The organism is Photobacterium pectinilyticum, from assembly GCF_024357955.1.
GTDB lineage: Bacteria > Pseudomonadota > Gammaproteobacteria > Enterobacterales > Vibrionaceae > Photobacterium > Photobacterium pectinilyticum.
The window spans coordinates 96,894-120,124 of sequence record NZ_JANEYT010000010.1; the positions used below are offsets into that span (position 1 = coordinate 96,894).

At 48.5% G+C, this 23,231-nt stretch carries 22 protein-coding genes; 16 read left to right on the plus strand and 6 right to left on the minus strand.

The annotated features are described in order from the left end of the window. Positions 1-159 precede the first annotated feature (159 nt). From NHN17_RS06730 to NHN17_RS06740, 3 genes are all read right to left on the minus strand, one after another. Positions 160-594, minus strand: coding sequence for a phosphate-starvation-inducible protein PsiE (locus NHN17_RS06730; RefSeq protein WP_255041413.1), 435 nt, complete (start codon positions 592-594; stop codon positions 160-162). A gap of 173 nt (positions 595-767) precedes the next feature. Further along, positions 768-1,373, minus strand: coding sequence for a cob(I)yrinic acid a,c-diamide adenosyltransferase (cobO, locus tag NHN17_RS06735; RefSeq protein ID WP_255041414.1), 606 nt, complete (start codon positions 1,371-1,373; stop codon positions 768-770). A gap of 17 nt (positions 1,374-1,390) precedes the next feature. Beyond that, positions 1,391-2,176 (minus strand): adenosylcobinamide-GDP ribazoletransferase, encoded by a 786-nt coding sequence (locus tag NHN17_RS06740; RefSeq protein WP_255041415.1) that lies wholly within the window; start codon positions 2,174-2,176, stop codon positions 1,391-1,393. A 207-nt stretch (positions 2,177-2,383) separates the two neighbouring features. Between NHN17_RS06740 and NHN17_RS06745 the strand changes: the two genes are divergently transcribed. Beyond that, positions 2,384-2,848: a low molecular weight protein-tyrosine-phosphatase gene (locus NHN17_RS06745; RefSeq protein ID WP_255041416.1), complete on the plus strand. Its 465-nt coding sequence runs from the start codon at positions 2,384-2,386 to the stop codon at positions 2,846-2,848. A 161-nt stretch (positions 2,849-3,009) separates the two neighbouring features. On the opposite strand, the gene NHN17_RS06750 is transcribed toward NHN17_RS06745, so the two are convergent. Next, positions 3,010-4,566, minus strand: a complete 1,557-nt coding sequence (locus NHN17_RS06750) for a SulP family inorganic anion transporter (protein WP_255041417.1) — start codon at positions 4,564-4,566, stop codon at positions 3,010-3,012. 262 nt (positions 4,567-4,828) lie between these two features. Next, on the minus strand, positions 4,829-8,236 hold the full coding sequence (rne, locus tag NHN17_RS06755) for a ribonuclease E (RefSeq protein ID WP_255041418.1): 3,408 nt from the start codon (positions 8,234-8,236) through the stop codon (positions 4,829-4,831). Between the two features lie 438 nt (positions 8,237-8,674). Between rne and rluC the strand changes: the two genes are divergently transcribed. Further along, on the plus strand, positions 8,675-9,628 hold the full coding sequence (rluC, locus tag NHN17_RS06760; RefSeq protein WP_255041419.1) for a 23S rRNA pseudouridine(955/2504/2580) synthase RluC: 954 nt from the start codon (positions 8,675-8,677) through the stop codon (positions 9,626-9,628). Positions 9,629-9,742: 114 nt separating this feature from the next. Here the strand turns inward: rluC and NHN17_RS06765 are convergent, their stop codons facing one another. Then, the gene (locus tag NHN17_RS06765) at positions 9,743-10,324 is read right to left on the minus strand and encodes a Maf family protein (RefSeq protein WP_255041420.1); all 582 of its coding nucleotides are present in this window, start codon (positions 10,322-10,324) and stop codon (positions 9,743-9,745) included. Between the two features lie 302 nt (positions 10,325-10,626). Here NHN17_RS06765 and yceD point away from each other — a divergent pair, with 302 nt between their 5' ends. The 14 genes from yceD to ptsG all read left to right on the plus strand — a co-directional run bounded on the left by yceD (position 10,627) and on the right by ptsG (position 23,067). Beyond that, the gene (gene yceD / locus NHN17_RS06770; protein ID WP_255041421.1) at positions 10,627-11,142 is read left to right on the plus strand and encodes a 23S rRNA accumulation protein YceD; all 516 of its coding nucleotides are present in this window, start codon (positions 10,627-10,629) and stop codon (positions 11,140-11,142) included. Between the two features lie 19 nt (positions 11,143-11,161). After that, positions 11,162-11,332: a 50S ribosomal protein L32 gene (gene rpmF, locus NHN17_RS06775; RefSeq protein ID WP_006231206.1), complete on the plus strand. Its 171-nt coding sequence runs from the start codon at positions 11,162-11,164 to the stop codon at positions 11,330-11,332. A 9-nt stretch (positions 11,333-11,341) separates the two neighbouring features. After that, positions 11,342-12,367 (plus strand): phosphate acyltransferase PlsX, encoded by a 1,026-nt coding sequence (gene plsX / locus NHN17_RS06780; protein ID WP_255041428.1) that lies wholly within the window; start codon positions 11,342-11,344, stop codon positions 12,365-12,367. 5 nt (positions 12,368-12,372) lie between these two features. Further along, positions 12,373-13,329, plus strand: coding sequence for a beta-ketoacyl-ACP synthase III (locus tag NHN17_RS06785; protein WP_255041429.1), 957 nt, complete (start codon positions 12,373-12,375; stop codon positions 13,327-13,329). 96 nt (positions 13,330-13,425) lie between these two features. Further along, positions 13,426-14,349, plus strand: a complete 924-nt coding sequence (gene fabD, locus NHN17_RS06790) for an ACP S-malonyltransferase (protein WP_255041430.1) — start codon at positions 13,426-13,428, stop codon at positions 14,347-14,349. 25 nt (positions 14,350-14,374) lie between these two features. After that, a complete protein-coding gene (gene fabG, locus NHN17_RS06795; RefSeq protein WP_255041431.1) occupies positions 14,375-15,109 on the plus strand; it encodes a 3-oxoacyl-ACP reductase FabG in 735 nt (244 codons plus the stop codon). A 157-nt stretch (positions 15,110-15,266) separates the two neighbouring features. Next, the gene (gene acpP, locus NHN17_RS06800; protein WP_016961388.1) at positions 15,267-15,503 is read left to right on the plus strand and encodes an acyl carrier protein; all 237 of its coding nucleotides are present in this window, start codon (positions 15,267-15,269) and stop codon (positions 15,501-15,503) included. Between the two features lie 88 nt (positions 15,504-15,591). After that, entirely contained in the window at positions 15,592-16,830 is a 1,239-nt protein-coding gene (gene fabF / locus NHN17_RS06805; protein ID WP_255041432.1) for a beta-ketoacyl-ACP synthase II, read from the plus strand. A gap of 87 nt (positions 16,831-16,917) precedes the next feature. Further along, a complete protein-coding gene (gene pabC / locus NHN17_RS06810) occupies positions 16,918-17,727 on the plus strand; it encodes an aminodeoxychorismate lyase (RefSeq protein WP_255041433.1) in 810 nt (269 codons plus the stop codon). After that, a complete protein-coding gene (mltG, locus tag NHN17_RS06815; RefSeq protein WP_255041434.1) occupies positions 17,721-18,734 on the plus strand; it encodes an endolytic transglycosylase MltG in 1,014 nt (337 codons plus the stop codon). Before pabC ends, mltG begins: the two co-directional genes overlap by 7 nt. Next, positions 18,734-19,363 (plus strand): dTMP kinase, encoded by a 630-nt coding sequence (gene tmk / locus NHN17_RS06820; protein ID WP_255041435.1) that lies wholly within the window; start codon positions 18,734-18,736, stop codon positions 19,361-19,363. Before mltG ends, tmk begins: the two co-directional genes overlap by 1 nt. A gap of 1 nt (position 19,364) precedes the next feature. Then, positions 19,365-20,342, plus strand: coding sequence for a DNA polymerase III subunit delta' (gene holB, locus NHN17_RS06825; RefSeq protein WP_255041436.1), 978 nt, complete (start codon positions 19,365-19,367; stop codon positions 20,340-20,342). A gap of 51 nt (positions 20,343-20,393) precedes the next feature. Beyond that, positions 20,394-21,173, plus strand: a complete 780-nt coding sequence (locus NHN17_RS06830; protein ID WP_255041437.1) for a TatD family hydrolase — start codon at positions 20,394-20,396, stop codon at positions 21,171-21,173. A gap of 463 nt (positions 21,174-21,636) precedes the next feature. Beyond that, on the plus strand, positions 21,637-23,067 hold the full coding sequence (ptsG, locus tag NHN17_RS06835) for a PTS glucose transporter subunit IIBC (protein WP_255041438.1): 1,431 nt from the start codon (positions 21,637-21,639) through the stop codon (positions 23,065-23,067). Positions 23,068-23,231 lie beyond the last annotated feature (164 nt).

Consider the following 23,231-nt stretch of genomic DNA (forward strand, 5'->3'; position numbering starts at 1 on the left):
CTTAGGGCAAAAATGCACACTAAGATCGTCAAAAAAGCAGAGGCTTACTATAAGAATAAGCTGGGAAAATCCAAGAAGCCTCAATCACATCAAGAATAATATCGGTATTTAAAAAAAGGAAGTGAATATCACTCCCTTTTTACCTTTTACCGAGCCTATTTAGTCGTGCGAATTACGATAGCCGGGCTCTTTCGCATCTTCGTATGGCCAGTAATGGTGACCAACACGGATAAGCAAGGTTGATGCCGCCAAGATAAAGGCGGCAACGGATAGCCAGACTATGTAGGCGCCGTCGAGCTCTTTCATGCCGAGGGTGATATAGCGGGCTATTGCCATAATAGCAATGTAGATTGGGTAGCGAACCGGGATCTTACCGTTGGTGACAAACTGCTGAACCATGGCCAGCACTTCAAGGTAAATGAACATGAGCAAGATATCAGTTAGTGCTATTTGGCGGTTGGTATAGATGACAATGAATTCATTGATCATGGCTGCCAAGGTTGCCAAGGTGATAGCTACCAGCAAGATAGCTTCGAGAAGATGAAACAGTTTTAGGAAAATAGCACTGAATTTCTTTGGTAAATGTGAAGGCATTTGTGTCCCTTGTAAGACTTGTAATCGATCTTTCATCAAAGACCTGTTATGAGCCAAATATTGGCTTTTTCCCACCAAGGGTCAAGTAAAAAATGTGACAAAGGTCGAGATTGAAAAGTAGCCACTGCTGCAATTCGAGTGGCTACCCTGGGGAAGCATTGTTTATTGGCGGCTTACCAATCAACCCCCCTGCGGGCTTTGACTCCACATTCAAATGCATGTTTCACGTTGCGAACTTCGGAGACAGTATCAGCTATTTCAATAAGTTCCCGATGTGCACCACGGCCAGTCACGATAACTGATTGGGTCTTCGGACGATTAGTGATAGCTTCAATAACCTCGTCAAGCTCAACATAGCCATAGGTCACCATATAAGTCAGCTCATCAAGAAGAATGACATCATAGCTATCATTTCCCAACATTTTTTTACACTCCGCCCACGTTGCTTGGGCAGCTTCTGTATCCGCTTCTTTATTTTGGGTTTCCCAAGTAAAGCCGGTGGCCATAACGGCAAAATCGACATCGTGCTGCTCGAGCAGGGCACGTTCACCGCAGTCCCATGTCCCTTTGATAAACTGGCCGACACCACATTTCTGGCCATGGCCGACAGCGCGGGCAATGGTGCCAAAACCTGAAGTAGATTTTCCCTTGCCATTGCCGGTAATGATCAGAAAGAGCCCTTTTTCTTCTTGGGCTGAAGCGACACGCGCATCAATTTCATCTTTTACTTTTTGCTGACGTGCTTTGTAGCGGCTGTCTTTCTGGGTTTGATCTACCATGATGATCCTTATTATTGTTAGGCTACCATTGCCAATATGACTAGATAGCCGGTTACTTCAGCAAGTTGCTGACATGCACCAAGGCAATCTCCAGTATAGCCCCCCAATTGTTGGGTAAACCAGCGGCCACAGACATAACGAATCAGTAGCTGGGCTGCTGCGAGTAAAAGTGCCATTGGCAGTGGTAATAACAGTAATATAAAGAAACTGGTGATAATTAAAACCCACAAATCTTGTTGGCTTTGCTGATTAGCCAGTGGTTTGACTTTGCTTTGCTCATCGAGGCGAACGTATGGGTAGCTGAATATGAGGCTGGCAGCAGCGGCACGGCTCAAACCATGCAGGCACAACAGTGCTAACGTGGTCAACGCCGGCGATATATCAGCCAAGGCTGTTAGGCTGGACCATTTGATTGCCAGTACCACAAACAGTGCTGAGGCCCCATAAGTACCTAGTCGGGAGTCTTTCATGATCTCGAGTTTTTGCTCAGGTTGCCACCCGCCACCAAAACCATCGAACACATCGGCCAAGCCATCTTCATGAAAAGCACCAGTCAGCAGCAGGCTTACCGCCATAGCAATGATCACAGCGACAGAAACCGGTAATACCAGTTGTGACAGCCAGAAACTTATCGCACTTGCCAACCCGACAACCAAGCCAACTAAGGCAAAATAGCGGTTTGCTTTGTTTAATAACTCTGGAGAATAGGGTGTATCGGCAGGGATGGGAATACGGGTAAAGAAGGCGAGTGCGATTAGGAATATCTGCACCTGCTGTTTAAATGCCTGGTAATGCACCTTCATGGTATGCAGCCTTGCTGTAAGAGTCTGAAAACGAATACGTTACTTCAATCAGACAGAAGATACCAGTTATCGATGAGGCTGGCCAAGGACGGCAATACTGAGGTGGAGATAAGGCGTGCCAACACGGATATGGACGATTTTAAAATGATCGAGAAGTGTTACGCTTAGAGCAAATTCAGTAATACAAGCCTTGATAAAGGAGTGACGATGACACAACGGATTTTAGTGGTATGCATGGGCAATATCTGTCGTTCACCAACGGCTGAAGCCGTTCTTCGGGCTAAAGTGGCCGAGCGTGGGCTGGATATTGACGTCGATTCTGCTGGTACTATTGGTTTTCATCAAGGCGAACAGCCTGATCACCGTGCCCGAGCCGCCGCTGAGGCGCGCGGATACTGCTTTGACGGGATCCGTGCCAGACAGGTTACCCAAGGGGACTTCGAAGCCTTTGATCTGATTTTGGCGGCAGATAACGATAATCTACGCGATTTGAAACGTGCTTGCCCAACCCATTTGCAGCGTAAACTGGCACTCTTTCTTGAGTATGGCCGTCCTGATGTCGAGGAGATCCCTGACCCTTATTATGGCGGTAAACGTGGCTTTGACTATGTACTCGATTTGGTCGAGGAAGCTTCTGAGGAGTTACTTGATAGGTTATACCAACCTACATAAATATTTGATCAGTCTTGCACTGGAAAATACTTGATCAACGACTTATCCAGATTGGTATTATAAATGCGGTCACTTTGACTAAAAAACGCCCGCATCTATTTTAAATAGATGCGGGCGCTTTTATTTCTAATGCTAACTGAGCACGTGGTTAATACAGCAGATTAACCTAGGGTATCGGTCGCGACCTTGTAGGTTGGGTCTTCCATCATGTTAACCTCAACCAAGTTACCCGCTTTCTTAAGCAGAGATCGACATTCCGGGCTCAAGTGGCGGATATGCAGGGTCTTGCCTTGGGATGCGTAACGTTCAGCGATGGTATCAATAGCTTCAATTGCTGAGTGGTCAGCAACGCGTGATTTGGCAAAATCAATGATCACATCTGCTGGATCGTTCTTGGCATCAAACAGTTCTAGGAAGTTTGCTACTGAGCCGAAGAAGAGTGGGCCGTCAAGTGCGTATACCTTTGAGCCGTTGTTATCGAGGTAACTAGACGCATAGATGTGCTTAGCGTGTTTCCAGGCAAAGACGAGTGCTGAGTAAATCACACCGACAATAACTGCCAAGGCAAGGTCGAATGCGACCGTAACACCAGTAACCAAAATGATGGCAAAGAAATCGTGTTTTGGTACTTTGCGTGCCATTTTGAAGCTAGCCCACTCAAAGGTGCCGATCACGACCATGAACATTACGCCAACCAGAGCTGCTAGCGGGATGACTTCAATCAGTGACGAGCCGAACAGAATGAACAACAGCAGGCCGACAGCACCGGTGATACCGGATAGGCGTCCACGGCCACCTGAATTAATGTTAATCATCGATTGGCCAATCATCGCACAGCCACCCATAGCGCCGAACACAGAGCAGGTGACGTTTGCCACACCTTGGCCCACACATTCGCGGTTACCTTGACCACGGGTACCCGTCATTTCATCAATCACAGTCAGTGTTAGTAGAGACTCAATCAGGCCAACCGCTGCCAGAATCAAAGAGTATGGCAGGATGATACGCAGGGTATCCATGTTGAAACCTACTTCAGGAATCGCGAAGGTTGGTAGCGAGCCTGCTAGTGTTGCGTTGCCATCACCACTCATGGTGCGAACGAAATCAATGACGGTACGGGTATCTAGGCCAAGACCGTGTACCAGTACCGTTACTGTGATGATCGCCACCAGTGAAGAGGGTACTGCTTTGGTCAGCTTTGGCAGGAAGTGGATAATAAACATGGTCAGGCCAACTAGTCCCAGCATGATGTAAAGCTGAGAGCCTTGCATCCACTGCAGAGCACCTGAAGCATCTGGTACTTTAAATTGACCAAGTTGTGCCAGGAAAATAACGATAGCTAAGCCGTTAACAAAGCCAATCATTACCGGGTGCGGTACCATGCGAATAAACTTACCGAGCTTGAACACACCGGCAAGGATTTGTAAAACACCGGCAAGCATGACGGCAGCAAAGAGGTATTGGATACCGTGTTCGGCCACAAGGCTGACCATAACAACAGCCATGGCGCCGGTAGCGCCAGAAATCATTCCCGGACGCCCTCCAAGCACGGCCGTGATCAAGCCGACGATGAAGGCTGCGTACAAGCCAACCATTGGATCAACGCCTGCTACGAAGGCAAAGGCAACCGCTTCAGGTATTAGGGCAAGGGCAACAGTTAGCCCCGAAAGAACGTCATTCTTGACGGATTGTCTCGAAAATTGTGGGAATTCAAACATGCTTATAGGTTTGTTCTGACTATGGTCGTTGATTGGAGCCGCTAGGCGACTAAGGCACTACAAAGTCGCTTATCCTACAGAAAAGTGTGACTAGGTTCAATTTTCAAGCTGAGTTGTTCGTCTTTCCTGTTACTTAGTGTAAGAAAGTTTGATGCTGGTAATGTTGTGAGTGAAAATTGCAGCGGTTGCAAAGCAATATTAATGGCAAAAAAAAAGCCATGCAATTATGTGCGTGGCTTTTTGTTAGGTTGCAAGCGTTAACTTATTCAGCGTTTGGCATTGTTGATTTAGCACCCGCTGTCGCGTGATTGGTTGCCGTTTGGCTACCGGCCTGGCGAGCAGCAAAGCGTTCGTCACGAAGTGGTGCAATAGCAACCATAATCGGTTCTGCGGCTTCTACTGGAGCTGGTGCTTTAGCCATCGCAGCTGTTGCATGTAGCCCCTTCGGAGACGTTGCACAAACCTGAGCTGTTGATTCAACGTTAGAAACAACCGTTTCCGCATGAGTTACAACAACTTCTGGCGCTTTGGTTTCAGCTTCTGCTACCTGAACCTCAGGCTCAGTAACCGCTGCAGCAGGTGCTGCTTCAGTCGCTTTAACCTCAACCGGTTGTTGAGTCTGCATTCCCAGCATTGCAGCTTGAGCGGCAGCGATAGCGGCGGCTACGTCTGATTCTGCAGATTGTGGCTCTGCAGGTTCAGCAGCAACAGGTGCTTCTACCTTTGGCTCTTCAGCAACTGGTGTTTCAACGACTGTCTCTTCAACAGCTGGTGTATCAACAACAGGTGCTTGCTCAGCTGTTTCCTCTGCAACATCTGCACGTAGCGGGAAGGCTTTGCCCATCGCTAGCTCTGGCATAGCAACACCACCCAGTACTGCAGCGGTTTCAGCGGTTGTTTGCTCAGCAACAACAGCTGGTGCCTCAGTTGCTTTAACAACATCTGCTACCGGCGCTTCAAGAGAGGCAACGGCTGGTTTCGTTGCAGAAGGCCATACTTTGCCCATTGCCATTTCAGGCGATGCGACACCGCTCTTCAGGCGGACAACGGCTTTAGGCTTCTCGACGATAGAAACAACATTTTCGATATCGTTCAGGGTTTCGGTAACTTCTTCAACAGCGTGACCGACAGCTTCTGTTACCATCTGCTCCATTTCTTCACCCTTTTCTGGGCGGGTATCACGGATACGACGACGACGCTGGCCGCTTGCACGAAGATGGCGAGGAGAGCGACGGTTACGGCGTTGGCCTTCTTGCTCACCGTTCTTCTCTTCAGCATTATCAGTAACAGCTTTAGCTTCCTGAGCCATGGCGGTGCCAAGCTCTTGGAGCTCAGACTTAGCAACAGGCACTTCAGCGACAGCAGGTTGAGTTGTTTCAACTGCTTTCACTTCTGCATTGTCGGTAATACGTACTGTTTTACGCATTTCACGACGTTGGCGACGTTGCTTCACCTTCGCCGTCTTTTCCTGCTCCTGACGCTGCTCTTCGACAACCGGTTTTTCTACTTTAGCTTTGGCTTCCTGATCGCGCTCGCGACGAGGTTTTTGAGCTTGGGTATCATCACGGTCACGACGCTGGCGTTTCTGATCTTTGTCTTTACGCTGCTGCTGGGTTGGCTTCTCATCGTTTTGCTCAGGCTTGTCTTTCGCTTTTTCATTGCGACGACGAGCTTGGCGTTGTTCACGTTGTTCAGCAACCTGCTGCTTTTTCTTGTTGTTGTCAGTCTCTTGGCGATCAGGGCGCTCCTGACGACCACGGCGGTTATCTTTGCTACCACGACGGTTGTCTTGCTGGCGATCACCACGGCGGCCTTCCTGACGTTCACCGCGACGGTTGTCTTGGTTACGGCGGTTGTCCTTGCGGTCACGGCGGTTACGCTGGTTGTCTTCTTTCTTCTCTTTTGGTTGCTCTTCCTGCTCAGGGCTTGAGAAGAAGTTCGCAATTGCAGAGAAAATACGGCTGAAGAAACCTGCCTTTTCCTCGACAGCTTGAGCCGGCGCAGCTGCTTTCTTCGCTGGCTGAGGCTTAGCTTTCGGGGTAGTAGGTGCTTGCGTAGGCGCACTGAAGCCCTGTAGAACAGGCTCTTCACGTTTCTTCGTCACACGCTCTTGCGGTGCAGAAGACTCCGCCGCTTCAGCTTCACGCAGTGCTTCTAGTGCGCTTGGCAGGTTGTAAGACAACGCATCGTGCTCATCACCAGAACGGACACGGACCACTTCGAAATGAGGTGTTTCCATGCTGGCGTTAGGTACGATGATTGCACGTACATTGTGAGATTTCTCAATGTACTGTACAGATCGACGTTTCTCGTTGAGCAGGTAAGAGGCAATCGCCACTGGCACTATTGCCAACACCTGAGAGGTGTTGTCTTTCAGCGCTTCTTCTTCAATAAGACGAAGGATTGAAAGTGATAGCGATTCGCTGTCACGAATGACACCTGTACCCGTACAGCGAGGACACACATGGTGGCTGGCTTCAGCTAGTGATGGGCTTAGGCGCTGGCGCGACATTTCCAATAGACCAAAGCGAGAAATACGACCGATTTGAACGCGTGCACGGTCCATGCGAACGGCTTCGCGTAGTCGGTTTTCAACTTCACGCTGGTGGCGTACTGGTGTCATATCGATGAAATCGATAACCACTAGACCGCCAAGGTCACGTAGGCGAAGCTGGCGTGCGATTTCGTCAGCGGCTTCAAGGTTGGTCTGTAGTGCTGTTTCTTCGATATCACCACCCTTGGTTGCACGGGCAGAGTTGATATCAATAGACGTCAGTGCTTCAGTCGGGTCGATAACAATAGAACCACCAGAAGGCAGACGAACTTCACGCTGGAACGCTGATTCAATCTGGTTTTCGATCTGGTAATGGTTGAACAGTGGTGTTTCACTGTTTTCGTAGAGTTTTACCCGTGACAGGAAGTCTGGACGAACCTGTTGGATATGATCGCGGGCACGGTCAAAGATTTTTTTGCTGTCGATAACGATTTCACCGATGTCACGGCGAAGGTAGTCACGAATAGCTCGGGCGATGACGTTACTTTCCTGGTGGATAAGGAAAGGCGCAGCCGCCGAGTCAGCAGCGTCTTTTACACGCTCCCAGTGGCTAAGTAGGTAGTTAAGATCATATTCCAGATCTTCAGCTGATTTACCAACACCGGCAGTACGTACAATCAGGCCCATGCCCTGAGGCAATTCCAGCGTGCTAAGTGCCGCTTTTAGCTGTGTACGTTCTTCACCCTCGATACGACGGGAAATACCGCCTGCACGTGGGTTGTTCGGCATCAGTACCAGGTAGCTACCTGCTAGAGAGATGAAGGTAGTAAGGGCGGCGCCTTTGTTGCCTCGCTCTTCTTTATCAACCTGAACAATTACTTCCTGACCTTCTTTCAGCACTTCCTTAATGTTCGGTCGGCCTTGGTAAGAGTAGTCAGAAGGGAAATAGTCACGGGCGATTTCTTTAAGAGGGAGAAAACCGTGGCGTTCAGCACCATAGTCAACAAACGCTGCTTCCAGACTTGGTTCGATGCGTGTGATGCGTCCTTTGTAGATATTTGCTTTTTTAGATTCGTGGCCAGGGCTTTCGATATCAAGATCGAACAGCTTCTGCCCATCAACTAATGCGACGCGCAACTCTTCCTTCTGAGTTGCGTTAATCAACATTCTTTTCATTATATTGTACTCGTTTTTTTTCATGTGCTAGTGCACTTAGTTACGTGTCTTTACTGGTGGTGCCGGACCCCAAGTCTGATCTTAAATGCAACCTCACGGCTGGAATTCAGGGGTGCTATGTGGCAACACGTATCATCCAACTGTACCAAGATGTTTAGATCTGAAAATGCACAGCTGGTTCACCGATGGTTACGGCGGTATCTGTCACACCAGTAATTTTTTCGTTGCTAAAGGGCACTAAAAAAACACTCCGAAGAATTAAACGTCTTACGCCACATGCTGCGTTTTTCATCAGAGCGGTATATATAGTCATCAATCGGGTGTTATTCTGTTCACCCTGTCGGCAAAGTAGGCAAATTTTCCTACCTGTGCACGCCAATGATAGCAGGGTGACTTTTTTGCGGCAATCTGCTTTGCATGCATGTTAGAATGAAACCCATGAAAGATGATAAACCAAAAGTGCACTTCATCGAAATATCTGATGACTTTGCAGGCCAGCGGATCGATAACTTTCTCCGTGCACGGCTAAAAAATGTACCAAAAAGTATGATTTACCGCATTCTGCGTAAAGGCGAAGTGCGAGTGAACAAAAAACGTATAAAACCAGAATACAAATTGCAGGACGGTGACCTGGTTCGGGTTCCTCCGGTAAAGATACCGGAAAAAGAAGACCAAGCACCGATCAGCACCAAGTTAGATAAAGTGGCAGAGCTTGAAGCGTGCATTATCTATGAAGATGACCACATGCTGATCCTCAACAAGCCATCCGGTACGGCAGTACACGGCGGCAGTGGCCTGAAGTTCGGTGCTATTGAAGCATTGCGTGCATTGCGGCCTGATGCACGCTTCCTCGAGCTGGTCCACCGCATCGACCGCGATACGTCGGGCATTCTGCTTGTGGCAAAAAAACGCTCCGCGTTGCGCAAGCTGCAAGAGCAGTTCCGTAATAAGACAGTACAGAAGTACTACTTTGCCTTGGTAATGGGGGAGTGGAAGGCGAGCTGCAAGAAAGTGACTGCGCCGCTTCTCAAAAATGAGGTGAATAGTATCGTCCGGGTTAACCCGAATGGTAAGCCGTGCGATACTCGCTTCAAGGTACTGGAGCGACTTGACCAAGCGACGTTGGTGCAGGCCAGCCCGGTAACGGGCCGCACCCACCAAATTCGCGTGCACTGCCAATATACCGGCCACCCAATTGCATGGGATGATCGCTATGGCGACCCACGCTTTGATGCCTTTACTAAAAAGGTAGGTTTGAATCGTTTGTTCCTGCACGCGGCGAACATCAAGTTCACCCACCCGCAAAGCGAAGAGCTGATGGACATCAGTGCGCCGATGGAGCGAAAGCTTCAGCTGGCAGTGGAGAAGTTACGCAGTAGTAAGGTGCAATAATAAAGGTGTAACCTTTTCTATAACGCGCGTTCAATTCAGTAAAACGGCAGGGTTTCCTGCCGTTTTTTGTTCGGGTGATGGTGGGGCTACAACATTGCCTTTATCAAACTGTGCTTACAATACGCTGATACCTTGTTTGGCGAGCATTTCTCGCAGCGCAATCAGTGGCAAGCCGACAAGGGTATTAGGATCGCGGCCTTCGAGGCGGTCAAACAGCGCTATACCCAGTCCTTCACACATGAAGCTCCCCGCACAGTTGAGTGGCTGCTCACGTTCAACATAATGGCGGATTTCGGTATCAGTGAGCTGGCGGAAGTGGACATGGAAGGGTTCGCAGATCACCTCGCTCTCGCCTGTTTTGGCGTTGTGTAGACACAGGCCAGTATAAAAGGTGGTGGTTTTACCGCTGGCTGCTTTTAGTTGGCGACAGGCATTCTCAACCGTATGGGGCTTGCCGATGATCGCGCCATCAATCACGCAGACCTGATCGGAGCCAATAATGAGATGCTCGCTGTACTCGCTGGCACATGCCATGGCTTTGCTCTGGGCTAAGCGAGTGACAAGTTGTTGCGCTTGTTCGCCGGGTAGTGGTGTTTCATCGGTTTCAGGCTTGGCTGTCGTAAAAGGAAGGCCGAGTTTTTGCAATAGTGATTGGCGAAAAGGGGAGGTTGAAGCCAAGAGTAAAGGTTGGCACATGACTATTACCGGGTTAATGCTAGGTTGTGGTAGTCTACGCACCTTACTTTGCGATGGCTACGTTATAATGATAGGTAAAGTTGGTCTATCGGTTGGGTTTTCGCCAGTTTTTGTGTGTTATTTGAGCTGATATTGACTGCCATACAAGTTATTGGTGGATAGGCAGATAACAGACAAAATGGTGGAAGTGGCAGTGCTGCAGTGCTTGTATCTAACACTGAGTATACGAATTGACTAAATGGTGTTAATTCACGCACATTTCCTTTGACTCAAACTGATTACAAGGCTAATATTCGCGCCCTATGCAAAAGGTAAAATTGCCGCTTACGGTTGACCCGGTTCGCGCTGCTCAAAAAAAACTCGACTATGATGGCATCATCAAAGCCGAACTACTTGAGCGTCTGACCGAATCAACGCAGAGCGTAACACGTGATGCAAACGTCACCTTGTCATTTGACTTGGACCAGCGTCGAATCGCATTTATGCGCGGTAGCGCAGATGTTGAAGTGATGCTGACCTGTCAGAGATGTCAGGAAGGGTTCAAACACGAATATCGTGTTGAGTTCTGTTACAGTCCGCTCCTCAAACCAGAGGCAGCAGACGATTTACCGGAAGCTTATGAGCCGGCTGATGTCGACGAAAATGGTGAGATCAATCTGGTTCAAATCGTCGAAGACGAATTGATTCTGGAATTACCTCAAGTCGCTATGCATGAGGAAGCTGACTGCAAAGCCAGCGGAAACATGACTTTTGGTGAGATCCCCGTTGCTGATGAGCGTCCGAATCCGTTTGCAGTATTGAAAAATCTAAGTAAGTAATTTAACAGGAGTAGGGTTAATGGCCGTACAAAAGAGCAAAAAATCACGTGCAGCACGTGGCATGCGTCGTTCACACGATGCACTAACAACTGCAGCTGTGTCTGTAGATTCTGCAAGTGGTGAAACTCACCTACGTCACCACGTGACAGCTGACGGTTTCTACCGTGGCCGCAAGGTTATCAACAAGTAAGGTTGAGCCTTGAGTGGTCTAACCGTTGCACTTGATGCAATGGGTGGGGATTTCGGTCCTCAAGTAACAGTGCCTGCCTCCGTGCAGGCACTGTTGCAATTCCCTGAGCTCAAAGTCATATTATTTGGTGATCAAAGTGCGATCACTACCGAACTATCCCTCCTGAATCAAACGAATCACCCTCGTCTTCGCATTGTCCATTGCGATCACGTCATTGCAAACGATACCCGTCCTTCTCAGGCTTTGCGCCGGAGTCAAGGGTCATCTATGCGCGCCGCTCTGGAAGCCGTTTCCGAAGGTACTGCTAATGCCTGTGTCAGTGCTGGTAATACCGGAGCTTTAATGGCTTTGTCTCGTTATATCCTCAAGCAATTACCCGGGGTGGATCGTCCCGCGCTGGTGTCTGCTATTCCAACTCAAAACGAGACCAAGACCTGGCTGCTAGACTTAGGGGCCAATGTGTCATGTGATGCCGATACCTTGTTCCAGTTCGCAGTAATGGGGGCGGTGCTGGCTGAGCAAGGACATGTGACGCCACCTCGGGTTGCGTTGCTCAATATCGGTGAAGAGGAGATCAAAGGTAACGATCTCGTCAAGCGCTGCGCTGAGATGCTGACCGAGTCACCGGATATCAATTACATCGGTTATATCGAAGGGGATCAGCTCTACAGTGGTAAAGCCGATGTTATTGTCTGTGATGGTTTTGTAGGCAATGTCAGCCTTAAAACCAGTGAAGGGGTGGCAAATCTGTTTATTGGTGCGATTAAACGTGCTATTTACGGTAATCCACTGAAACGGCTGATAGCGAGGTGGCTATTTAGTGACCTATTTAACAGCTTGAAACAGTTGAACCCCGACCAGTATAACGGCGCGAGTCTGTTAGGATTGCGCGGTATTGTGGTGAAAAGCCACGGAAGTGCTGATACAACCGCCTTTACTAATGCGATTGGTGAAGCGGTACACGAGGTCAAACGACAAATACCGACAAAAATCAGTGATCGTTTGGAAGAAGTCTTACTCGAGAGGCATTATTAGTCTTCATGTATAGCAAAATTTTAGGTACTGGCAGCTATCTGCCAGAGCAAGTTCGTTCTAATGCCGACTTAGAACATATGGTTGAAACCAATGACGAGTGGATTGTCGCTCGTACCGGTATTCGAGAGCGTCGCATTGCTGCCGAAGACGAAACTGTCGCGGTAATGGGTTATCAGGCTTCATTGAATGCTATTGAGATGGCAGGCATTGAGAAAGATGACATTGACCTGATCATCGTCGCGACGACCAGTGCGAGCCACGCGTTCCCATCGGCGGCTTGTCAGGTTCAGGGTATGCTGGATATCAAAGGCTGTCCGGCGTTTGATATTGCTGCAGCTTGTTCTGGTTTCGTCTATGCGTTGAGTATTGCCGATCAGCATATCAAAACAGGTATGGCGAAAAACGTCCTAGTGATTGGTGCCGATGCGCTCTCGCACCGTTGTGACCCAAATGATCGTTCGACGATCATCCTGTTTGGTGATGCTGCTGGTGCTGTTGTTGTCGGAGTGAGCGAAGAGCCGGGTATCATCTCGACCCACCTGCACGCAGATGGCCACTTTGGTGGGCTATTAAGCCTTGGTGTGCCTGAGCATGGTCAGGACTTCAGCGATGACAAGTGGCTATACATGGCCGGTAACGAAGTGTTTAAGGTAGCAGTAACCCAACTGTCTAACTTAGTTAAAAACACGTTAGCCGCCAATAACATGGACAAGTCAGAGCTTGATTGGCTGGTACCGCATCAAGCAAACCTGCGCATTATCAAAGCAACAGCGAAGAAGCTTTCTATGTCTATGGATCAGGTAGTTGTTACCCTTGATCGCCACGGTAATACCTCGGCGGCAACCGTGCCAACGGCGCTGGACGAAGCGGTACGTGATGGCCGTATTCAGCGTGGCCAGAGATTGCTGCTTGAAGCCTTTGGTGGTGGTTTCACCTGGGGTTCGGCGCTGGTGAAGTTCTAAACATCTTCTTTATATTTAGTTTGGGTGGGTTGGCGTTGCCATCTCGCCCGATTTAGCAAAACTGAGTTTTCAGTTACATAGAATAAGGATTCTCGAATGTCTAAGTTCGCGATTGTATTTCCGGGTCAAGGCTCTCAAGCCGTAGGTATGCTGGCCGAATTGGCTGAGCAGTATGATGTGGTTAAGCAAACTTTTGCTGAGGCATCTGACGTATTAGGTTATGACCTGTGGGCACTGGTACAAAACGGCCCAGCTGAAGACCTGAACCAAACTCACCGCACTCAGCCTGCACTTCTGACGTCTTCAGTTGCGATTTGGCGTGTATGGCAAGAAGTTGGTGGTGCAAAGCCTGAAGTAGTTGCAGGCCACAGCCTAGGCGAATATTCAGCACTAGTTTGTGCGGGTGTTATTGATTTCAAAGATGCGGTTAAGCTGGTTGAGCTACGTGGTCAGCTAATGCAAGCAGCCGTGCCGGCAGGTGTTGGCGCAATGTCTGCCATTATCGGTTTGGACAACGACGCTATTGCCAAGGCGTGTGCAGAAGCCGCGCAAGATCAGGTGTGCTCACCGGTAAACTTTAACTCTCCAGGCCAAGTTGTTATCGCAGGTAACAAAGACGCTGTCGAACGTGCGAATGTACTTTGTAAAGAAGCCGGTGCTAAGCGTGCTTTGCCGCTGCCTGTGTCTGTGCCTTCACACTGTGCACTGATGCAGCCTGCTGCTGATAAGCTGGCAGAAGCGCTCGAGAGCATTACTTTCTCAGCGCCAGTAGTATCCGTTATCAATAACGCTGACGTGGCGACCGAGACGGATCCTGCGGCAATTAAGGCTGCGCTAGTTAAGCAGCTGCACAGCCCAGTACGCTGGACCGAGTCTGTGGAGCGCATGGCTGCTGAAGGTATCGAGTCTCTGCTTGAGTTCGGCCCGGGTAAAGTATTGACTGGCCTAACAAAACGAATAAATCGTTCACTGAGCAGCGCAGCGGTTAACGACACCGCCAGCCTTGACGCTGCTAAGTAACCAATTTCATCAAAGAGGATTAACAATGAGCCTGGAAGGAAAAATTGCGCTGGTAACAGGTGCGAGCCGTGGTATCGGTCGTGCGATTGCCGAGATTCTGGTTGAACGTGGTGCAACCGTTATCGGTACTGCAACCTCTGAGAACGGCGCAGAAGCTATCAGCGCTTATCTGGGTGACAATGGTAAGGGCCTTGCGCTGAATGTCACTTCTCCTGAATCTATTGAAGCAGTGCTTAAGCAGATCAAAGAAGAATTTGGTGATGTTGACATCCTAGTTAACAACGCAGGTATTACCCGTGATAACTTGCTAATGCGTATGAAAGATGACGAATGGCAGGACATCATGGACACTAACCTGACCTCTATCTTCCGTTTGTCGAAAGCGGTATTGCGCGCGATGATGAAAAAACGTCATGGCCGTATTATCAGCATTGGCTCGGTTGTGGGCACTATGGGTAACGCAGGCCAGACTAACTATGCAGCCGCTAAAGCGGGCTTGATTGGCTTTACCAAGTCGATGGCACGTGAAGTGGCTTCTCGTGGCATTACAGTAAATGCTGTGGCTCCGGGCTTCATTGAAACGGACATGACCAAGGCTCTGACAGACGATCAGCGCGCCGCGACACTGTCTGGTGTTCCGGCTGGCCGTCTTGGCGATCCGCGTGAAATTGCAGCCGCTGTGGCTTTCCTAGCCTCTGAAGATGCTGGTTATGTGACCGGTGAAACATTGCACGTCAATGGCGGCATGTACATGATTTAATCAAAAAAGTTGCATAACTTGATGATGCAAGTCAAACTCAACTTGTTTTCACTGAAAATCGTGGTTTGACCAGCATCTTGAGTATTGCAACTTTTGCAGTATTGAATAAACTACAGCAAATCGCATTAGCGAATTCTTGTTTTAAGGAAATAGATTAATGAGCAACATCGAAGAACGCGTAAAAAAAATCATCATCGAGCAACTAGGTGTAGACGAAGCTGAAGTTAAGAACGAAGCATCTTTCGTTGACGATCTAGGCGCTGACTCTCTAGATACAGTTGAACTAGTAATGGCTCTTGAAGAAGAATTCGACACTGAGATTCCAGACGAAGAAGCTGAAAAAATTACTACAGTACAAGCTGCAATCGACTACGTTGTTGGCGCTTCTGAGTAATTAAAGAACTCCCCCCAGGCGGTCACCATGACCGCCTGAATTTTTCTTTTGAAATCTGTTTTATCCTCAATTCCCGGAGAAATAAATCGTGTCTAAGCGTCGCGTAGTTGTTACTGGCATGGGTATGCTATCACCGGTAGGTAATTCTGTTGAATCATCTTGGAAAGCACTTCTAGCCGGTACTAGCGGTATCAGCACTATTGAACATTTTGATGCTAGTGCATTCGCTACTCGTTTTGCTGGTATGGTCAAAGACTTCAACTGTGAAGAATACATGACGAAGAAAGATGCCCGTAAAATGGATTTGTTTATCCAATACGGCATTGCAGCAGGCGTACAAGCGTTAAAAGACTCTGGTATTGAAGTTACTGAAGAAAATGCAGCCCGCGTGGGCGTAGCTATCGGTTCTGGTATTGGTGGTCTTGGCTTAATTGAAGCTAACCATCAATCTTTGATGGAAAAGGGTCCGCGCAAAATCAGCCCATTCTTTGTTCCATCGACAATTGTCAATATGATTGCTGGCCACCTGTCGATCATGCATGGTCTACGTGGTCCAAACATCGCAATCTCTACAGCGTGTACAACTGGCCTTCACAACATTGGTCATGCTGCACGCATGATCGCATACGGTGATGCCGATGCGATGCTAGCAGGTGGTGCTGAGAAAGCATCAACACCTCTAGGCATGGGCGGTTTTTCCGCTGCGAAAGCACTATCTACCCGTAACGATGATCCTCAGGGCGCATCTCGCCCATGGGACAAAGACCGTGACGGTTTCGTACTTGGCGACGGTGCCGGTATGATGATGCTAGAAGAGTACGAGCACGCAAAAGCACGTGGTGCAAAAATCTATGCTGAGCTTGTTGGCTTTGGCATGAGTGGCGATGCTTACCACATGACATCACCAAGCGCTGACGGCTCTGGTGGCGCATTGGCAATGGAAGCATGTATCCGTGATGCGGGTATCAATGCTGATAAAATCGGCTACATCAATGCACACGGTACATCAACCCCTGCTGGTGACGTTGCTGAAACCCTTGGCATTAAGCGTGCGATGGGTGCTGCTGCTGATAACGTCATGGTATCTTCGACTAAGTCTATGACTGGCCACCTATTAGGTGCTGCTGGTTCTGTTGAAGCCATCATCACGGCGATGACTCTGATTGATCAAGTGGTGCCGCCAACAATTAACCTAGAAAACCCTGATGAAGGCTGTGATCTGGACTACGTACCAGGCGAAGCGCGTCAGGTAAATCTTGAGTACGCACTGTGTAACTCGTTTGGTTTCGGTGGTACAAACGGCTCGTTGCTGTTCAAGAAAATCTAACGATAACCTGTTATCATTGAGCGGCCCGGTGTTATGCACCGGGCCGTTTTTTTATCTATCTTTTGAAAATATCGAGCAGGAAGCAAGATGATCCTGATCAACGGAAAACCTGACAACCAGATAACAGTGACCGACAGAGCCATGCAGTACGGCGATGGGTGTTTTACGACTATGCTGGTAGAAAGTGGTGAGATCCGGCTTTGGCCTTTTCACCTTGAGCGTTTAAAAGAAACGCTCTCGCTACTGGATATAGCCGAGCCGAACTGGGATGAATTAGCGACAACTGTCAGTAAGCTTGCTACTCGTTACCCTGACAAAGGTGGGCTCAAGGTACTGATCAGCCGTGGGAGCGGTGGCCGGGGGTACAGTGCTTCCGGTTGCAGCGATACGCAGGTGGTAGTGTCGGAGTTTGCTTGGCCCGAACATTACCTGCAGTGGCAACAAGACGGTATTACCTTAGGGGTGTGCCAGCAACGTTTGTCACATTCACCGATGCTGGCCGGATACAAGCACCTCAATCGCCTTGAGCAAGTGCTGCTGAAGCGGGAAGCCGAGCAGCACCAGTGGTTGGATGCCGTGGTACTGGATGTTGTCGGTAACGTGGTGGAGTCCATCGCTTCGAACATCTTTTGGCGCCGGGGGAATACGTTATACACTCCAAGCCTACAATTGTCCGGTGTGAGGGGGGTAATGCGGCGGCATATATTTCAGTTGGTAACCGAACTGGATTATTGTTTAGAAATTGTCAATTCGACTCTCGATTGCTTGCTTTGTGCTGATGAAGTCTTTATTACTAATGCCCTTATGGCGTTAGTGCCAGTAAATGAAATAAATGGAATAACATTCACTCAGCAGACCTTGCTGAATGAGCTGAACAAGAGGTTGTATTCGTGCTAAAGAAATTGGCGATTGCTGTAATCCTGCTGGGCCTGGCGGCTGCCGGTGGACTGGGTTGGTCGTATCAGCAAGTGAAGTCATCACTTGATGTACAAGTGGAAAACCAACAAGAAGTCTTATTGACGGTAAGGGCCGGGACATCATACCGCGGATTGCTCAATCAGTTGGCTAGCCAAGACATCATAGTAGAGTCGCCATGGACGCGATGGATCCCAAGGCTAGAACCGCAACTGGCAAACCTGAAGTCGGGTACGTACCAAGTGACCCCGGCGATGACGCTAAAGGACGTATTGGCGCTGGTTGCCTCTGGCCGTGAACACCAGTTTGCCATCACGTTGGTTGAAGGTGAGCGCTTTGTTGACTGGTTGGCACTGCTCCAACAAGCCCCGCACGTGACCCATGCAACAGACGGGATGAGCGAAGCGGAAATTGCTCAAGCTCTGGGTGCCGATGTCGAAAAGCTGGAAGGCTACCTGCTGCCTGAAACCTACCATTACACAGCTGGTACGTCAGATTTGGAACTGCTTCGCCGCGCTTACAGTGACATGCAGAACCTGTTGGGCACGGCATGGGATGAGCGTGATGCTGAAATTCCACTGAAAACCCCGTACGAAGCCCTGATTATGGCATCAATCATCGAGAAAGAAACGGCGGTGGATAACGAACGCGGCTTGGTGTCATCGGTATTTATGAACCGTCTGCATAAAGGTATGCGCTTACAGACGGATCCAACCGTGATCTACGGTATGGGTGATAAGTACGAAGGCAGGATCCGCAAACGCGATCTGCAAACACCGACACCATATAACACCTATACCATTTTCGGCCTGCCGCCGACGCCGATTGCAATGCCAAGCGAGGCATCGGTTCTCGCCGCGGTCAACCCGGATGACAGCATTTATTACTACTTTGTGGCTGATGGCAAAGGCGGCCATAAATTTTCGAGAACACTGACAGAACATAACCGTGCTGTACGTGAATATTTAAGAATACTAAGACAACAATAATGACTGGTAAATTTATCGTAATTGAAGGGCTGGAAGGCGCAGGGAAAAGCACTGCCATCCAGCAAGTAACTCAAGTGTTGGCTGAGCAGGGGATCGAAGAGTTTACGTCGACCCGCGAACCGGGCGGTACACCGCTGGCCGAGCAAATGCGTGCCTTGGTTAAGGAAGGCCACCCTGACGAACCTTTGACAGACATGGCTGAACTGTTACTGCTTTACGCTGCTCGCTCGCAGCTGGTTGAAAACGTCATCAAGCCTGCCTTGAACCAAGGACGTTGGGTGGTCGGTGATCGTCATGATATGTCTTCTCAAGCCTACCAAGGTGGTGGCCGTGGTTTCGACCGTGCGGTAATGGAGCGGCTTCGCGATACAGTACTGGGTGACTTTCGTCCTGATTTTACGATCTATATGGATATCGATCCGGTGCTAGGCCTTGAGCGTGCCCGTGGCCGAGGTGAGTTGGATCGTATCGAAAAAATGAATATCGATTTTTTCCACCGTGCTCGAGCACGTTTTTTGGAATTGTCTAAAGCCGATTCAAGTGTTGTCATTATTGACGCGAGTCAGTCGCTAGAAGATGTAACGGCTGATATTCGCGGTGCGGTTAAACACTGGTTGGAGCAGCAGTAACATGCTATATCCGTGGCAGGAAAATCTATGGCAAGGTTGGCAACAGCTGCTGGTTCAGGGGCGGATGCATCATGCTATTCTTCTTGTGGCGCCTCATGGCAGCGGACGAGAAGCGCTCGCTAGGCACCTGGCAAAAACCGTGCTGTGTCAGAACGGGGCTGCAGGTGCTGGTGGTGAGCCTTGTGGAGTATGCCATAGTTGTAAGTTGTTTGACGCTGGCACCCACCCTGATTTTCACGTAATAGCCCCTGTGCAAGATGGTAAGCAGATCGGGGTTGATGCGATCAGGCAATGTAACCGTTGGGCTGTTGAAACCTCACAGCTTGGTGGTGAGCGCATACTTCTGATTGATGGTGCGGATAGCATGGGAGAAGCGGCGGCAAATGCGTTGCTGAAAACCTTGGAAGAGCCACCGTCCGGCTGCCAGTTTGTCTTGTTGGCGTCGTCACTGGATAACTTGCTGCCGACTATCAACAGTCGCTGTAACAAGTGGCGGTTGGCGATGCCACAAGAGCAGGAAACCAAGCGCTGGGTGGAAAAGCAGTTGATGCAAAGTATCAAGTTGGAAACGGTCAGGCTTAATGGTTCCGCACCGATCGCAACCCAGCAGTTCATTGAGCAGGGCCAAGATATTCGTTACACCAAATTATTGGCTGTTTTTGGTGATTTTTTGCGGCCGCCGAATTTCGGCTTATATGATGTTGCTGGGTTATGTACCAAAGAAGGCCACAACAGTCTCAAGTGGTTGAGCTACTTCCTTGTCGATTGCATGAAGTGGCAACAAGGCGTGACGACGCACTTGGTCCATAGTGAGTCACTGCCTTTGGTTGAGCAGGCTGCAGCGGTTATTGCACCCATGACCTTGCTTGAGCAAATCAGAGAGGCCAACAGCCTATATCAGAAGCTGGAACGTCATCCGGGGCTGAATGCAGAGCTGTTGATTGTCGAGTGGTTAATAGGTTTCATGAACCACCCATAGTGCCTCAATGAACGAGGCTCCGTTAATGTACAGAATACTGAGGAAAGAAACGTGCTAGTTGATTCGCATTGTCACCTGGATAAATTAGATTACGAGCAACTTCATACAGGGATTGATGATGTGTTGGCCAAGGCAAAAGCCCGTGGCATTGATTACTGCCTGTCGGTTGGTGTAACGCTGAAAAGCTTTCCGACTATGATGGAGATGATTGCACCGCATGACAATGTATTTGCTTCATGCGGTGTCCATCCCTTGGATATTGAAGAAGGCTTTGATTTCGATACGCTGAAAGAATTTGCTCGACATGATCGTGTCGTTGCCATCGGTGAAACCGGCCTTGATTACCATTATCAACCGGAGCTTGCCGAGCAGCAAAAAGAGATTTTCCGCCAGCATGTGCGTTTGGCGGTTGAACTCAATAAGCCTCTTATTATTCATACCCGCATGGCGCGTGAAGATACTTTGCAGATCTTGCGCGAAGAAGGCGCCGAAAAGTGTGGCGGTGTGCTGCATTGTTTTACCGAGAGCCTTGAAATGGCACAGGCTGCTATCGAGTTAGGTTTCTATATTTCTATCTCGGGTATTGTTACTTTCAACAAAGCGTCGGAACTCAAGCATGTGGTTAGCCAGTTGCCATTGGAGCGCCTACTGGTCGAAACCGATTCACCGTATCTTGCCCCGATCCCTTACCGTGGTAAACAGAACCAGCCAGCTTATGTACGTGAAGTTGCAGAACATATTGGCCTGTTGAAAGGGGTGTCGGTCGAAGAAGTCGAACGGGTAACCACTGACAACTTCTTTACCCTTTTTTCGCACGCAAAACGAAGTTGAGGTCGAGTAGGAGGAAAAAAGGAGCTAAGGCTCCTTTTTTTTATACTATTTGTCTTTTAATTATTCACTATTCAAGATGTTTAAATTAATCCTGCAAATAGCATCAAAAAACACCAAGAAAAGTTGATAGTTAACTTCGTAACGTAAAGTAACACAGCTTACATTACTGAAAGATAATTACAGGTCGTTGTAAGTGTGCATTAATGATTTATTATTTATATTTTTCATTGTCTTATGATTATTTTGTCTCTTTGGTAGTCGAAATTTCAACTGTGATCTATATTGAGTTTTGAAATTATATTTCATGACCTATTGGTAATTTTGATGGTTATCAAGTTATATTTAACACTACATTTTATACTTAACCTGTATTAAAAATGATGGTCTTATCGGCAGATGGCTACGGGGGTAGGCCGCTGATAAAACTGAAAATCTAAATAAAACACTCACTCAGGAGCACATTATGTTCAAGAACCTTTTTGCAAACCTGCAAAAAGTTGGTAAGTCGCTGATGCTTCCAGTATCAGTACTACCGGTTGCTGGTATTCTGTTAGGCGTTGGTGCCGCTAATTTTAGTTGGCTACCAGAAGTTGTTTCACAAACCATGGAATCCGCTGGTGGTTCTGTATTCGGCCAAATGCCACTACTATTTGCAGTAGGTGTAGCACTAGGTTTCACTAACAATGATGGTGTAGCAGGTCTTGCTGCTATCGTTGGTTACGGCATTATGGCGGCGACGCTAGGTGTTATGGCTAGCGTTATGGGCGTCGAAGCAATCGACACAGGTGTACTTGGTGGTATCCTTGTCGGTGGTGTTGCTGCTTGGGCATTTAACCGTTTCTTCCGTATCCAACTTCCGGAATACCTAGGTTTCTTTGCTGGTAAGCGTTTTGTACCAATCATGACAGGTTTCTGTTCAATTGGTCTTGCGATTCTACTATCGATCATTTGGCCACCAGTTGGCGGTGCAATTGCAGCGTTCTCTGAGTGGGCTGCTCACCAGAACCCAACAGTAGCATTCGGTATCTACGGTATTGTTGAGCGTTCTCTGATCCCATTTGGTCTACACCACGTTTGGAACGTACCTTTCTTCTTCGAAGCAGGTTCTTGTATTAACGCTGCTGGCGAAACACAGAACGGTGTTCTTACTTGTTACCTTGTTGCTGATGAAGCATCTCGTATTGCTGGTAATGGCTTCGGTCAGCTAGCAGGCGGTTACATGTTTAAGATGTTCGGTCTACCAGCTGCAGCTATTGCTATTGCTCAGTGTGCTAAGCCTGAAAACCGTGCAAAAGTAATGGGTATCATGGTTTCTGCTGCACTAACGTCGTTCCTAACAGGTATTACTGAACCAATCGAATTCGCTTTCCTATTTGTTGCTCCAGTACTGTACGGAATCCACGCTCTACTAGCAGGTTCTGCATACGTTGTTGCAAACACCCTTGGTTTTGTACACGGTACTTCTTTCTCACACGGTCTAATCGACTTCCTAGTTCTGTCTGGTAACGCACAGAAGATGGGTCTAATGATTGGTGTTGGTCTAATTTACGCTGCAATCTACTACGTAGTATTCCGCGCTGTAATCACCAAGCTTGACCTGAAAACACCAGGTCGTGAAGAAGAAGATGCAGGCGAAGGCGTTGCAGCTGAAGGCTCTGAGCTAGCGAAAGATCTAGTGATGGCATTCGGTGGTAAAGACAACATCACAGGCCTTGACGCATGTATCACTCGTCTACGTGTTGCTGTAGCAAGCGTTGATAATGTTGACCAAGATCGCTTGAAGAAACTAGGCGCAGCCGGTGTGGTTGTTGCTGGTGGTGGTGTTCAGGCTATCTTCGGTACTAAGTCTGACAACCTGAAATCAGACATGGATGAGTGGATTCGTAACAACTAATACGAACCATTAAATCTATAACAAAGGGAAGCTTCGGCTTCCCTTTTTGCTTTTAATACCAATCTGGATAAGTCGTTGATAAAGTAATTGCACTGGAAAAATCGTTGTTATCAAGGCAGATATTGCAGTAACTAGTGGCTCTAATTACAAAATATCTAACGTAG

Coding starts and splice junctions, on each gene's coding strand:
- NHN17_RS06730 (WP_255041413.1), bottom strand. CDS start 594: ATGCCTTCACATTTACCAAAGAAATTCAGTGCTATTTTCCTAAAACTG.
- cobO (WP_255041414.1), bottom strand. CDS start 1,373: ATGGTAGATCAAACCCAGAAAGACAGCCGCTACAAAGCACGTCAGCAA.
- NHN17_RS06740 (WP_255041415.1), bottom strand. CDS start 2,176: ATGAAGGTGCATTACCAGGCATTTAAACAGCAGGTGCAGATATTCCTA.
- NHN17_RS06745 (WP_255041416.1), top strand. CDS start 2,384: ATGACACAACGGATTTTAGTGGTATGCATGGGCAATATCTGTCGTTCA.
- NHN17_RS06750 (WP_255041417.1), bottom strand. CDS start 4,566: ATGTTTGAATTCCCACAATTTTCGAGACAATCCGTCAAGAATGACGTT.
- rne (WP_255041418.1), bottom strand. CDS start 8,236: ATGAAAAGAATGTTGATTAACGCAACTCAGAAGGAAGAGTTGCGCGTC.
- rluC (WP_255041419.1), top strand. CDS start 8,675: ATGAAAGATGATAAACCAAAAGTGCACTTCATCGAAATATCTGATGAC.
- NHN17_RS06765 (WP_255041420.1), bottom strand. CDS start 10,324: ATGTGCCAACCTTTACTCTTGGCTTCAACCTCCCCTTTTCGCCAATCA.
- yceD (WP_255041421.1), top strand. CDS start 10,627: ATGCAAAAGGTAAAATTGCCGCTTACGGTTGACCCGGTTCGCGCTGCT.
- rpmF (WP_006231206.1), top strand. CDS start 11,162: ATGGCCGTACAAAAGAGCAAAAAATCACGTGCAGCACGTGGCATGCGT.
- NHN17_RS06785 (WP_255041429.1), top strand. CDS start 12,373: ATGTATAGCAAAATTTTAGGTACTGGCAGCTATCTGCCAGAGCAAGTT.
- fabD (WP_255041430.1), top strand. CDS start 13,426: ATGTCTAAGTTCGCGATTGTATTTCCGGGTCAAGGCTCTCAAGCCGTA.
- fabG (WP_255041431.1), top strand. CDS start 14,375: ATGAGCCTGGAAGGAAAAATTGCGCTGGTAACAGGTGCGAGCCGTGGT.
- acpP (WP_016961388.1), top strand. CDS start 15,267: ATGAGCAACATCGAAGAACGCGTAAAAAAAATCATCATCGAGCAACTA.
- pabC (WP_255041433.1), top strand. CDS start 16,918: ATGATCCTGATCAACGGAAAACCTGACAACCAGATAACAGTGACCGAC.
- tmk (WP_255041435.1), top strand. CDS start 18,734: ATGACTGGTAAATTTATCGTAATTGAAGGGCTGGAAGGCGCAGGGAAA.
- holB (WP_255041436.1), top strand. CDS start 19,365: ATGCTATATCCGTGGCAGGAAAATCTATGGCAAGGTTGGCAACAGCTG.
- ptsG (WP_255041438.1), top strand. CDS start 21,637: ATGTTCAAGAACCTTTTTGCAAACCTGCAAAAAGTTGGTAAGTCGCTG.